Source organism: Phormidium tenue FACHB-1050, from assembly GCF_014696925.1.
Classification (GTDB): Bacteria; Cyanobacteriota; Cyanobacteriia; order Pseudanabaenales; family Pseudanabaenaceae; genus Pseudanabaena.
The window spans coordinates 15,518-28,411 of sequence record NZ_JACJQY010000015.1; the positions used below are offsets into that span (position 1 = coordinate 15,518).

Annotated in this window: 11 protein-coding genes; 2 read left to right on the forward strand and 9 right to left on the reverse strand. The window is 36.6% G+C overall.

Translation table 11 applies throughout. The annotated features are described in order from the left end of the window. Positions 1-66 precede the first annotated feature (66 nt). Positions 67-1,347 (reverse strand): FAD-dependent oxidoreductase, encoded by a 1,281-nt coding sequence (locus H6G05_RS11095; RefSeq protein ID WP_190578237.1) that lies wholly within the window; start codon positions 1,345-1,347, stop codon positions 67-69. A 37-nt stretch (positions 1,348-1,384) separates the two neighbouring features. On the opposite strand from H6G05_RS11095, the gene H6G05_RS11100 reads away from it, so the two are divergent. Continuing rightward, a complete protein-coding gene (locus H6G05_RS11100) occupies positions 1,385-3,799 on the forward strand; it encodes a PAS domain S-box protein (protein WP_190578238.1) in 2,415 nt (804 codons plus the stop codon). 78 nt (positions 3,800-3,877) lie between these two features. On the opposite strand, the gene H6G05_RS11105 is transcribed toward H6G05_RS11100, so the two are convergent. Next, positions 3,878-5,035 (reverse strand): coiled-coil domain-containing protein, encoded by a 1,158-nt coding sequence (locus H6G05_RS11105; protein ID WP_190578239.1) that lies wholly within the window; start codon positions 5,033-5,035, stop codon positions 3,878-3,880. A gap of 290 nt (positions 5,036-5,325) precedes the next feature. Here H6G05_RS11105 and H6G05_RS11110 point away from each other — a divergent pair, with 290 nt between their 5' ends. After that, positions 5,326-5,484, forward strand: a complete 159-nt coding sequence (locus tag H6G05_RS11110; RefSeq protein ID WP_190578240.1) for a hypothetical protein — start codon at positions 5,326-5,328, stop codon at positions 5,482-5,484. Here H6G05_RS11110 and H6G05_RS11115 read toward each other — a convergent pair. The 7 genes from H6G05_RS11115 to H6G05_RS11145 are packed head-to-tail and all read right to left on the reverse strand — an operon-like array spanning position 5,470 to position 12,880. Continuing rightward, a complete protein-coding gene (locus H6G05_RS11115) occupies positions 5,470-6,399 on the reverse strand; it encodes a glycosyltransferase (RefSeq protein WP_190578241.1) in 930 nt (309 codons plus the stop codon). The genes H6G05_RS11110 and H6G05_RS11115 overlap by 15 nt on opposite strands. Further along, positions 6,354-7,289 carry a glycosyltransferase gene (locus H6G05_RS11120; RefSeq protein WP_190578242.1) on the reverse strand — a complete coding sequence of 312 codons (936 nt, stop codon included), beginning with the start codon at positions 7,287-7,289 and terminating at the stop codon, positions 6,354-6,356. The genes H6G05_RS11115 and H6G05_RS11120 overlap by 46 nt, the downstream gene beginning before the upstream one ends. Positions 7,290-7,294: 5 nt before the next feature. After that, entirely contained in the window at positions 7,295-8,779 is a 1,485-nt protein-coding gene (locus tag H6G05_RS11125; protein WP_190578243.1) for a glycosyltransferase family 2 protein, read from the reverse strand. A 27-nt stretch (positions 8,780-8,806) separates the two neighbouring features. Continuing rightward, positions 8,807-9,886, reverse strand: a complete 1,080-nt coding sequence (gene wecB / locus H6G05_RS11130; RefSeq protein WP_190578244.1) for a non-hydrolyzing UDP-N-acetylglucosamine 2-epimerase — start codon at positions 9,884-9,886, stop codon at positions 8,807-8,809. Between the two features lie 34 nt (positions 9,887-9,920). Next, entirely contained in the window at positions 9,921-10,892 is a 972-nt protein-coding gene (locus tag H6G05_RS11135; RefSeq protein WP_190578245.1) for a class I SAM-dependent methyltransferase, read from the reverse strand. 37 nt (positions 10,893-10,929) lie between these two features. After that, positions 10,930-11,988 carry a polysaccharide biosynthesis protein gene (locus H6G05_RS11140; protein WP_190578246.1) on the reverse strand — a complete coding sequence of 353 codons (1,059 nt, stop codon included), beginning with the start codon at positions 11,986-11,988 and terminating at the stop codon, positions 10,930-10,932. 25 nt (positions 11,989-12,013) lie between these two features. Then, a complete protein-coding gene (locus H6G05_RS11145; RefSeq protein ID WP_190578247.1) occupies positions 12,014-12,880 on the reverse strand; it encodes a dTDP-4-dehydrorhamnose reductase family protein in 867 nt (288 codons plus the stop codon). Positions 12,881-12,894 lie beyond the last annotated feature (14 nt).

The window sequence follows — 12,894 nt, forward strand, 5'->3', positions numbered from 1 at the left end:
ATCTGGTTCGCTTTGCACCGAATAATACCAAAATACAAAATGGCGTAGCCATTTTGTATTTTGGTATTACAGATTCCAATCACGACGAAAAGTAAACCAGTCTTTGAGTTTGGCTGTTTGGGCATGATTGCGATGAATCTCAGTCCATTGTTCAGTAATCCGTAACTCCTGTAAAACGCCAATATCTTGAATTTTGACTTTGCCTTGCATAGCGATCGCGATTGCCTCTATCACTAACTGAGCGCGATTACCAAACATACTTGCGCCAAGAATTTGTCCTTGGCGATCGCAAATAATCTTACATAAACCATTCTCAACATCGCTGTCCAAAACGTAAACTTGCTTATACTTCAGTCTTGCTAATACTTCGGTCGTGCCTATCTGAGCGAGTGGTGGCGTTGTGGATACATAGGTGATTTCAGGAACTTTGGCGCTAGCTGCGGATTGCCAAAGACTAGTTTGTAGGGTCTGGTGGACAATCTTGGCGATATCTTGATCATTACGACACTGATAAATATGGCGATCGCTTGGATAGTCAAACTCTTTTGGATCTGAGGTCACTAAAAGGCGATCGCAATCTATAGTTGTGTTATTGAGCCAAATTCTGGAACGATCTTGCTCAATTTTGCTTACCGCCGTTACTTGCGTTGACGTATATACTTCCACCCCTTCCGCTTCTAGTTGGGCTTGTAAAGTACGGGCGATCGCCACATCAATATTTGGCAAAACATGGCTGCTATTAGTGATTAAGCTTGTCTTTACGCCCAGAAAGTTTAGGGATTGGGCGATCGCACAAGTATCGGGGTCGTCACCTAAAACGGCGATCGAATTTGGTAAATCTTGTAAATGTAATAGCTGATGTGCGGTTATGTAATTATGGTCAGCAAGTCCAAAGATTTTCCGTAATGGTGTTGGGGTGTCGTTGGCGATCGCATAGGCTCGTGAACTGAGGCTGCGCTGAGAAGTCTCGTGGGATAATGCTGAAAGGGAAGTTTCACTAACTTCTAAAATATATGAATTTTTTTCTTGGTTCTGAAACTGACATGCCCCAACAATCACATCAACCCCATTTTTTTGCAGTATCTCTTGCATTTCCTCGTGACAAAAATTATGGAGAATTGAAGGGATTTGCTGTGCAGACAGTTTTAAACGCTCAGATTTTGGGCGATCGCCTACCTTAGTTTTTAATAACTGTAAAATATAATTAATCTGAGCAATATTTAGATAAGAGTCATTTACTTGATTCCAGACCCACGCAACTCTAGCTTTACGCTGAGCCGCAAGGTTAACTAATTTATGAGCAGACGCGCCCATCCCAATTACAACAAGGTCATAATCGACCGACATTCTAAACAAGCTCTTAAATAAATTAACGACTAAACCAATGCTAGTACAAAACAGCATTTATCTGGACTTAGCAATCGATCATTGCCCCCTCATGATTGCGCCAAACAAATCTGTATTGGACGCAATTAATTTGATGAATCAAAGGATTGAGGCTGAATCTATACAGCACTGTGACCGTATATTGCTAGAGGCTAGGGCAAGCTGTGTTGTGGTGGTTGATGAGCAAAGGTTCATTGGAATTTTTTCTGAACGGGACGTATTGCAGCTAGTGCAAAAGCAGGTAGATCTGCCATCTTTACAGGTGATTAATGCTATTTCAGATCACCCAATGGTGATTAAGCGATCGCAAATTCAAGATTTGGATTCAATGCTCCAGATCTTGCAACAGTCTCGAAGTCGCCATCTATCTGTAATTGATGACTCTGGCAACATCATCGGAGTAGCGACGCAGGAAAGTATTCTCTTTGCCAAAAACAGGCTAACCGAAGACACTTTAGCGTATGTAAAAGCCCAAAAACGCGCAGTTTTAACCGCAATTCCCGATCTAATCTATCGCTTGAGTATTGATGGTATTTATTTGGAATGCTTCTCCAGTAGTTATGTTACGGATTTACTACCATCTGATCTTGATCCGATTAGCAAGCGTCTTTCCGATGTTTTGCCTAAAGAATTAGCCGATCGCAAATTGCACTTACTCAGACAAGCGATCGCTACTGGAGAGATTCAGTCCTTTGAGCAACAATGGAATATTAAGGGGGAAATACAATATGAAGAGGTGCAAATAGTCAAAGTCAATGAACAAGAAGTCTTGACAATTATTCGGAATATTAGCGATCGCAAGCGCTCCGAAGAAGCTTTACGCGAATCAGAAATGCGATTTAGAAGTGTATTTGACAATGCGGCGGTAGGAATATCATTAGCTGCGCCTGATGGAAAACATATTGCTGTAAACCAATCTTTATGTCACATGTTGGGATATACAGAGACGGAACTACAAGTGTTGACGTTTCAGGAAATCACCCATCCTGATGATCTCGATCTCGATCTTTATCACTCTCAGAAACTACTTAACAATGAGATTGATAGTTTTCATATCGAGAAACGCTTTCGTCATAAAAATGGGCAATTTATTTGGGGATTAATGAGTGTTTCTATGGTTCGAGCTCCTCAAAGTCAACCGATGTATGATATTGCGCTAATTCAAAATATTAATGAACTGAAAAATACACAGCAGGAACTATCTAAACTCAATCAAGAATTAGAAATTAGAATTGAACAAAGAACCCTCGATCTTGCCGAAAGTGAAACTCGCAAACAACAGATACTCAACGCGATTCCCGATTTGTTACTGCGGCTGAAACTAGATGGAACTTGTCTAGATTGTATGATGCCAACTATTTCTGATAAGGAAGCTTTCATTCCAGTCAAGCAGAATATTGCTGAAGTTCTATCGCCGTCAGTTCTCGCTGAACAATTGGCTGTATTTAATAAGGCGATCGCCACAGGTGAGGTGCAAATCTATGAACATAAGTTACAAAAGTATGGCGAATGGGTTTATGAGGAAATGCGGATCAGTCCCTGTAGTGAGGATGAGGTTTTAGTACTGGTAAGAAATATCAGCGATCGCAAGCGTGCCGAAGCCGCACTCCAGTTAAGCAATGAAAAGCTTCTCGCCACAAATAAAGAACTAGAACGAGTTACCCGCCTTAAGGATGAATTTCTTGCCACGATGAGTCATGAGCTACGAACTCCACTCAATGCCATTTTAGGGATTTCCGAAGGTTTACTGGAGCAAGTTTTTGGTGAACTTAACCAGCGTCAACAAAACTCATTAAAGACAATTCAAAAAAGTGGGCAGCATCTTCTAGAACTAATTAACGATATTCTGGATGTTGCCAAGATTGAAGCAGGAATGTTCACGCTGGAACTAACATCAGTTTCGCTACGATATCTCTGTGACAGTAGCCTTAGCTTTGTTAAACACCAAGCTGCCCAAAAGAATATTCAGTTAGATCTGGTAATTCATGCCAATATGCCAAAGGTGATCGAAATCGATGAACGCCGAATACGGCAGCTACTAATTAACTTGTTGAGTAATGCCGTAAAATTTACACCTAGAAATGGGAATGTTACTCTAGAAGCCAAATTAGTTCATGTTGCGATCAATGATGCAGACGCTAATACCAAAGGACATTGTGAAGCCCAGTTTAAAGATGAGCTTCATTTTTTGGTGTCTGACACGGGAATTGGTATTTCTCTAGATGATATCAATAAACTATTTCAACCTTTTATGCAGATTGACAGTAGCCTCAGTCGGCAGTATGCAGGTACGGGGCTAGGTTTAAATTTGGTCAAGAAACTCGCCGAACTTCACGGGGGACAAGTAAGTGTTGAAAGTAAGGTCGGTGAAGGTAGTTGCTTTACTGTGAGGTTGCCCTATAAAAGCCCATAGAGCAAGCGCCGCCATGCTCTATGGGCTTTCAAAACAGTAAAGGGGCGCTTTTTGCGCCCCTTTACTGTTTTGGGATGATTAGCGATGTCTGACTAGAAAAGATGGTAAATCCACCTTGGAATTTGGACGCTGCGATCGTACTGGCGTTGATTCTGATAAAGACTCAGGCGATCGATATTCTTGCTCATACGTAGACTCGCTACCATGGTGAGATGGTGGAGTCAGATGTCTAACAGGTTTTTCAGCTAACAACCGATCTAACGCGCCGCTCAGTTGGAGAGCGTGGTGCTGATGGCGGACTGATTGCTCCTTCCAATGCTGGATCGCTGCTTCATATTCAGATGCTTTAGAGGCTTGGTGCAGCACTTGATTTTGTAGTTCTTCGATCTGCTGCTCTAATTCTTGAACTCTGGTGAGATCGCTAACATATTCATTTTCAAGCCCGCGCAAGGATTGATGCAGTTTCGCCTGATTGGAAAGATGTTGAATTAATTCTTCTTCCATCTGATCCCGTTGAGTGGTGACTTCTGATAGCTTGGTTTGGGCTATCTCAAGAGTTTTAGTGGAGTCTTTGAGCAGAACTTGAGTAGCCTCTAGCTCTGTAGTCAAAGTTTCTTGAGAAATATCTAAAGCTGTATTCTGACATTGCAGTTGATGAATTGCTTCATTTTTGTCATTCATCTCCTGCACATATTGCTGATGAATTTTCTGAGATTCAATTTCTAGGGCGATCGCTAAGCGATGTTTGAATTCCTCCTCTAGTTGTAAAACATGGATCGCTAGGCGATCGCTTAAATCTCTGTCATCGGAGATTGGTGGATGCGTTTGCAAATTAGTGACTTGCTTTTGTAACTGTTCGAGTTGGGTGGTTAGTTCCGTGACTTGGCGATCGCGATCAGTGGTGATGCTAGTAATTTCTTGTTCTAACTGATCAACATATTCACATTCAAATTGGTGTTGCGATCGCAGATTTTCCAACTCTTTCTGAAGGCGATCGCACTCAGAGATCAACTCAGTGTTTCCGAAATTTTCATTATTATGGCTATCGTCATCATCTAACGACCAATCATCTGAAAATAGATCCACAGAATCTTTTAATATATTCGTAATTTCAGTGATTGTTTTTTCTTCAAGCGCTTCTCCACCTAAGAGCGCATCAAGATCATCGTCATCATTAACGGGTACGCCTCTAACCAAAACTTCTCGTAGTGCTGCTTCGCGTTTCAAATCACTCACGGACAACCTCACCGAACAATACCGAGGTATTTTTACAAGACAAACATTAACAGACTTTGTCAAGTTTGCAAGTTTTTTTCTTAGTTATTCTTATGTCCTATACCAAAGCACAAAATGGCTACACCATTTTATGCTTTTAAACCCCTTACTGAGTTTGGTTTTTATAGCAATGTAAGTTTTGCTTAGGACATAAACCCAAAAAGATGAGTGGCGGCGCTTCGCGCCGCCACTCATCTTTTTGGGTTTGATTGGTCCTAGCTATCTTTTGTATTGCTATAGTTCCCAAAAATATGGCTCCACTTTCGGAAACTGGTGTTACGGCGAAGGTTACGGACTTAGCAATTTATGGGACTGGGCTACCAATTTTTGCTCCCACCTCAATAATGCTTGTGCGCGATACCTTTCTCCTTGACTATGCCTCTATATTTCATCCCTCACACCTTAACTAACCAGAGCCAGTTTTTAAAGCCGTTCCATCTTCCCAATGCGATCGGTAAGTTAATCGGCAAAAGTAGACAAATTTTAATCAAAGTATAAGTTATATAAATTAATAATCCTAATCGTGTACTATGTTGCTGTAAAAAATATAAGCGACTAAATGTATAGTGACTGTACATATTCTTTTGATCTTTACCAATAATACTAGATACTTGATGTGTGACTAAAATATGATTGGTAATAGCAATATGATAACCTCTTTGATAATATCGTTCACACAAATCAGTGTCTTCACAATACAGAAAATATTTGGGATCAAAATTTGGACAATGCTCAAATCTATCGAGATTAATAATCAGACTACACCCACATACCCAACGACTTTTTACTGTACCAATTCTTGTCTTTTTGTTTTCTGTGTAATCAGCTTTATGTTTAATATTTCCTGTCCAATGATTAAAAGCACCTGAGCTAAACCATATGCGTTCATTTGCATCTTGTATTTTAGTTCCTAAGATTGCGATTGACGGGTCTTTTTCAAGACATTCAAAGATATATTCTTTGGAATTTTTATGAATAGTTGCGTCAGGATTAATTAACCAAACTAGAGCTTTAGAATCAATACCATAGATATAATCTATACCAAAATTACACCCCCTGCCGAAACCTAAATTTTCTTCAGAATTAAAAATTACAACATTTGAATAATCTTTAAGCTGATTAATAGAAATATCTAGACAAGAATTATTAACAATAATAAGTTTATAATTTGATTTAATATTCAGTTGAATGGATTGAATGAGTTTCTTAATCAGTTCAGTTGAATAATAATTAACAGTTATGAAATATATCATGATTAATTTTAGATTGAGAATGTTTTTCAAATTAACTGAATAACTGATGCTAGATATTTTATTAATTTCCATAAGTTAGGAAGTTTTTTCTTGATAATATTTAAAAACGAAAAATTAGATAATAAGAATTTACGTTTGTTAGTAGATATTAAACCTGAAGTATATTCGGGATAAAGTTTCTTCTTTGTTTTTTCAATTCTTTCCCCTGTTTCTAGCCAAATCTTGGCATTTTCAATTTCTCTATGATCTAAAATTGAATAAGCATCAAGATTAGAACTAGAGTTAGAAGGCTTGATATAAAAACGATATTCACAAGTTACTTCATTAATAAATGTAGGATAACCACGATGAAGTAATCGAAGTAAAAATTCATAGTCTTCCATCACAGGAAATGATTCATCAAAATAAATACAATCAAGATTGCATTTATTTCTATCGATTAAATAGCTGTGAATTGGAATGAAATTATCTTTTAGCATTTCTTTGACAGTAAATTTATCTTTTTGAAAAGGATAATTTAGAGACACAATATTAACTTTTTCTTTATCTAAGGTGCAAATAGACATCGCTACTTGACTGTATGCCCAAGCGACTGATTCAGAATTATTAAGCTTTTCAACTAAACTGGCTATATGGTGTTTATAAAAAACATCATCATCATCCAAGAAGCCTATATATCTGCCATTTGCATTATTAACTCCTATGTTTAAATTTTTAGCCCTTTGATCTTTAGATGTATAATTGATAAATATCCTGACTTGAACTTGTTTATCACTATATTCATTGCTCATATTTTGGAGATAATCGATAAAGTCTTGTTTCTCTGATTGAATAACAATAATAATTTCAATAGGACGATAATCATTAGCAACGACACTTAAAAGAGCATTTTTAAGTAAAGGTAGTCTTTTTTCTTGACTAGTCCTAATAATGATCGTAACAAGGTCATTAAATTGAATCATATTTTTTAACGTTTATTCAAGTGAATGCGATAGTTGAGATATCCTTGAAATCTATAATATAAACTACCTTGTTTAAATAATCTTACAAATCTAAAGAAATAGACCCAAGCAATAAACATACTTCCCTTAGACTTTCCATAATTACAAATTATTTTTTTTGAAATATAATCTAAAGAAACATTACACTTTTCCAAGAAAAAGATTTTTTCCGTAAAAGAATAAGTTAGGGGAGTTAAGCAATTTTTTTTGATTAAATCCATATATCTACGCTGATTTTTCAATTCATTAAACTCAACTAATTGTTGAAGAGTTGACTGAAATCCATCATTATTTATATAGATGGGAATATCATAATTGCAAAATCTTTGAATATAAGTGAATACAGGTTTTTGTAAATCAGGCTCTATATATTGAAGCCACCAGTAATAATTTTCAGCTAGTTTCACAAAGGATAAAATTAACTTTTTATCTGAAATAAATGAAATATCGTCATAAGTTGATTTTTTGAAAAGTTTGCCCCAAAACTCTTGTAGAGTATTTTTAAATTTCTGATTACTTTTGTCTAATTTTTTACTAAAAATAGTATTTATATTGTTGTTGTCGATGCTAAATTTATTGATAAACTGTTGGATTTTCAATATCAAAAGAGGATGAAATCCTATTCGATAGGTAAATGCGCTAGGATCAAACATCACTTCACAAGCTATATTTATTGCTTTCTCCAATAAAATATTGTTGTCTAAATTTACTGCTGGAATTAGATCTTCAATATCATGATTATTTAAAACTTGGATAGAAGATCTGGCTGAATCATACAAACAAAAATCACTAAATCTTTGCGATTCTTGTTCTGGGTAAATCCTCTGCAAATAGGTAAATTCTGGAATAAATAATGCTCGATATTTAATCATTAATCTAAGCCACATATCATAATCTTGAGCGTATTTCAGCTCTTCATTGAAGTATCCAGTATTTAGCCATGCTTCTCTATTAATACAAATACTATTGCCAGCAACATAATTTCTTCTTAGCATTTCAATGATTTGAAACTCAATAGGTGGTATAGATTTACCAAAATTAGGATTTAGGTTAATGATTTTGCCAGTTGTTCCTACTAGTTGCTGAAAATTAGAGAAGAAAAACTTATGTGTGGTTTTTTTGTAAATCCATTCGCGATGTATTGCTAACTTATCTATCTCAAATAGATCATCTGAACTTAACCAACAAACCCATTCTCCTTTGGCATGATTTAAAGCCAGATTCAAGGCAGATCCAGTGCCGCCATTTTCTTTGTTAATCACTTTAAAACGAGAATCTTTTTGAGCATATATTTCTAGAACATTGGCTGTATTATCTGTTGAGCCATCATTCACAATAATCGCTTCCCAATCATTATCAGTTTGGTTTATTAAGCTATCAAGAGCTTCACCTAAATACTGACATTGGTTATAAGTGGGAACTAATATGCTAAAGAATGGAAGATTATTCATTGGAATATTTTTATGTGATTTTGTTTTTTATAGATTACTAGTAAGGATTTTAATAATTTTTTCGCTAACGATAGGGGTGATATATTCTTGTGGGATATCCCAATGAGTGGATTGATTAAGGACAACTTGCACACAACGATTTATATCCTCTGGAAAAGCTCCGCTTAGGATGTTGCTACCAGATTCGAGGGTTTCTGGTCTTTCGGTTACGTCGCGAATAGTAACGTTAGGAACTTTAAAAATACAGCATTCTTCTTGCACTGTTCCGCTATCACTTAAAACACAAAGGGCGTTTTGTTCTAAATTAATGAAATCAAAAAAATTAAATGGCTCACAAAGATATATTTCTTGATTTTTAATTGTTAGATTGTAATGATTCATCCAATGTTTTGTGCGTGGATGTAAGCTACATACAACAGGAACTTGATACTTTGTTTGTAGTTGCTCTAAACTGGTCAATATTCCAATTAATCGTTCTTGAATATCAACATTTTCTTGGCGATGCATTGTCACTAAAAAATAATTTTGTTTTTTGATTCCTAAATTTTGGAGAATTGTCGATGTATCAATAGTAGGTTGATGATGTTGAATAACTTCAAAGATAGGATTCCCTGTAACGTATATTTTATTGCTTTGAATACCTTCTTTGATCAGATTCGCCCTACTTCTTTCTGTGTAAGGTAATAGGATGTCACTACTATGATCAATGATGCGGCGGTTGATCTCTTCTGGTACGCGATCGTCATAACAGCGATTCCCTGCTTCCATGTGATATACGGGGATGCCCATGCGTTTTGCCACGATCGCGGCAAGGCTACTGTTAGTATCACCAAGGATTAAGAGTTTATCTGGTCGTTCTTGATTAAAAACTTTTTCGCATTCAATAATAATTTTGCCTATTTGTTCACCAAAAGTATCTCCACGAATTCCTAAGAAATAATCTGGCTTTCTTATTTGCAATTGCTCAAAGAAAACATCACTAAGATTTTTGTCAAAGTTCTGTCCTGTATGAACTAGAACATGATCACAAAATTGATCGAGCTTATTAATGATGCGACTAAGGCGAATTATTTCTGGTCTAGTACCTAAGATTGTAATAATTTTCATAACTTTCCATCTGCAAAAATAGTCAAATCAGTTATTAATCTTTTACTCTAATCCAGAAACTTGTTGGTTCTGACATTGGGAAATGTTTACGCATTGTTAAAAACTCTGGAAACTTACTGATCAATAAATCTGGATAGTTTAGCATCATATAATTCCCTGCCCAGATTATTTCAAATCTAGAATTGAAAGTTAAAAATGCTTGCAGTAGGTATTGTTCATTCCAAAAAAGCTCATTGTCAAAATACACTGAAGGGTAATGCTTGGGCAAACTAATATCATGAACATGAATTAAAACGCCAGAAGCTAGTCTGGGCATTATTTCACAGTATTCAATTTGTACGTCACTTCCTGTTCTCAACATATGTGTTGAGTCAATAAAGAGAATATCATTTGCTTTTAAGTCAGAGAAAAAGCTAATATCAATATCTTGCAGCTTTTTGGGGATGATTTGAATATTTTCATTTTTAGAGTTAAGTTCTTCTAAATATGATGATGGGTATGGTTCAATACAAGTTAGCTGAGACTTTTCAGGGTTTCGACAAATTGCGTGATTAGCAAATAATGTCGAAAAGCCTGAACCAATTTCTATTATTTGTCTAGGTTTAAAATGTCTAATAAAACTATAGTAAATATGAGCATCAACAGCCATGAAAGACGAATTTATTAAATAGATTTGGTTATCTTCTTTATTCTTGTCTTTGCTTTGGTATGTTGGAATAGATTGTCTAAATTCATTGATATAAAAATCTATTTGTGCTAGAAGGTTAAGTGCATTTTCGTAATTTATATCAATACCTACTAAGTCTGATTGATACTGCCAGTAATCTTGTTTAAGATCTGCTTTTGTCGGTATGGCAGAGTAATAATGATCTCTGATTAAGAAGTATCCTTTCTTTCTAGCCAAGGTCTTCAGTAGACCAATAATTTTATTTTTCAAAATTCCGAATGCATTTTTTATCTTTGATTTTAATTTATTCACGGCTTTATCAATAGAGATTAGTTTCATTTTTTGTAAAGTATAGTTAAAGATAAAAAATATATGTCTACCTTAACAATTCGGTTGATGAGTCTATTTGTTGTAGTTGTAATAATTGATAGTTATATAATAGTTCTTTCAGTTCATTCTCGGACATTAGATAATCAGCAGAACTATATTCTTTGATAAGGTAGTTGCTTTTTTCTTCTGCTCTCCTTAATTCGGGTAGGATGGGCAAAATGACGTAGTAACCATTTCTCGGAATAGTACGATAAGCTTCTTCTTCGGAAACCAGAATTTCGTGGGTTTTCTCTCCTGGGCGGATGCCTGTAATTTGGGTTTCGATAGGGCGATCACCGATCATGACTTTAGCGAGGTCTGTCATTTTTGCGGAAGGCACGTTTGGGATATAAGTTTCGCCTCTATAACCGTCTTTGATGGCAGCAAAGATGGTATCAACAGCTTGATCTAGGCTCAACAGGAATCGAGTCATGTCTTCGGTAGTAATGGTGATTGGACCACCTTGACGAATCTGTTCATGAAATAAGGGGATGACAGAGCCGCGTGATGCAAGGACATTGCCATAGCGAACGCAAATGAACTTGGTGTTGGGACAATCTAGATTGGCACGAATGAATAAACGTTCTTGAATAGCTTTGGTCATGCCCATAACGTTGACGGGTTTACAGGCTTTGTCTGTGGATACCCCAACGACTAATTCAATGGGTAAATTAAGTTCACGAATAGCCCTGACTATGTTTTGAGGACCTTCGATATTTGTTTGAACTGCTTCAAAGGGGAAGTATTCACAGGTAGGAACTTGTTTGAGCGCAGCAGCATTAAAGACTACATCGGCATTGCGTAGACAGGAGCTAACACTATGAAAATCTCTAACATCACCGATACGAAATTCTAGAAGTTGCTGAAAATTGCGATAGATGACTTCATCGGTAACAACTTTCTTTTGCATGTACTCAACGCGCATATTATGCTGTTTTGCTTCGTCACGAGAGAAGACGATAATTTTGGCGGGTTGCCCCATTTCTCCTGAGAGCAATCTTCTAATAAGGACTTGCCCAAGCGATCCTGTTCCACCTGTGATGACAATTTTTTTGCCTGTTAGCATTTGATTTCCTGATGTTTTGTCTAAGTCATTGGGATGCGGCAAGTTGGGCGATCATTTCTTCCCATGTTGGTGGAGTGTAGCCAGCAAAGTTGCGAAATTTTTGGCTGTTTAAGCTGCGATCGCAAATAAAACTTTCGTCCTTTTCAATAGTAATACCCAAATTGAAGGCTTGATTCATCATGCTAAGTAATTGATACTTTGTAATCGGATCTGATGAAATATGCCAGAGACCTAAAAGGTTTGGGTGTTCTAAAATAATTTTTTCAATGATTTGGGCTAAAGCTTGGGTGGTGAATCCTGTGTAAATAGCGCGATCAAAGCCTTTAACCGTCTTGCCTTTTTGGGAGAGAAACCATTCAACTAGGCTGTTTTGGCTATTTAATTCACGTCCAATGATGGAAGTACGAATGTTGAGGCAGTTAGGGGCGATCACTTCACCCAGTAATTTAGTTCTGCCATAGAGATCGGTAGGATCGGGGTTGTCTTGTTCGGTATAGTTGCCTTTGTTACCAGAAAAAACACAATCAGTACTGATCTGGATTAGTTTGGCATCATGTTTTTGGCAAAGCTGAGCGAGTTGATGGGGAAATAAAGCATTGACTGTAATGGAAGGAATCGGATCTTTGGCGGTTGGTAATTGTTTAATAATGCCAATGCAGTTAATAACTATTGACGGACTAGCTAATTCTAATGCTTTAACTATGGTTTCAAAGTTCTCTGTAGAAACATAGTTTATTAGGCGCTCTCTATTATTAAGTAGAGTAGATTGAGGATTTTTTTTTAAGAGTACACTTCCTCCCCGATGAGATACATAGACAACAAACTTTTCTTGCCATGCTTGCCAGAGTTGATGTCCTAACATTCCTGTCCCGCCAAGAATTAAAACTCGCATTTATTAGATTGCCT

Excerpts from the sequence above, each read along its gene's own strand:
- H6G05_RS11095 (WP_190578237.1), bottom strand. The coding sequence starts at position 1,347 with ATGTCGGTCGATTATGACCTTGTTGTAATTGGGATGGGCGCGTCTGCT.
- H6G05_RS11100 (WP_190578238.1), top strand. The coding sequence starts at position 1,385 with ATGCTAGTACAAAACAGCATTTATCTGGACTTAGCAATCGATCATTGC.
- H6G05_RS11110 (WP_190578240.1), top strand. The coding sequence starts at position 5,326 with ATGGCTCCACTTTCGGAAACTGGTGTTACGGCGAAGGTTACGGACTTA.
- H6G05_RS11115 (WP_190578241.1), bottom strand. The coding sequence starts at position 6,399 with ATGGAAATTAATAAAATATCTAGCATCAGTTATTCAGTTAATTTGAAA.
- H6G05_RS11120 (WP_190578242.1), bottom strand. The coding sequence starts at position 7,289 with ATGATTCAATTTAATGACCTTGTTACGATCATTATTAGGACTAGTCAA.
- H6G05_RS11125 (WP_190578243.1), bottom strand. The coding sequence starts at position 8,779 with ATGAATAATCTTCCATTCTTTAGCATATTAGTTCCCACTTATAACCAA.
- wecB (WP_190578244.1), bottom strand. The coding sequence starts at position 9,886 with ATGAAAATTATTACAATCTTAGGTACTAGACCAGAAATAATTCGCCTT.
- H6G05_RS11135 (WP_190578245.1), bottom strand. The coding sequence starts at position 10,892 with ATGAAACTAATCTCTATTGATAAAGCCGTGAATAAATTAAAATCAAAG.
- H6G05_RS11140 (WP_190578246.1), bottom strand. The coding sequence starts at position 11,988 with ATGCTAACAGGCAAAAAAATTGTCATCACAGGTGGAACAGGATCGCTT.
- H6G05_RS11145 (WP_190578247.1), bottom strand. The coding sequence starts at position 12,880 with ATGCGAGTTTTAATTCTTGGCGGGACAGGAATGTTAGGACATCAACTC.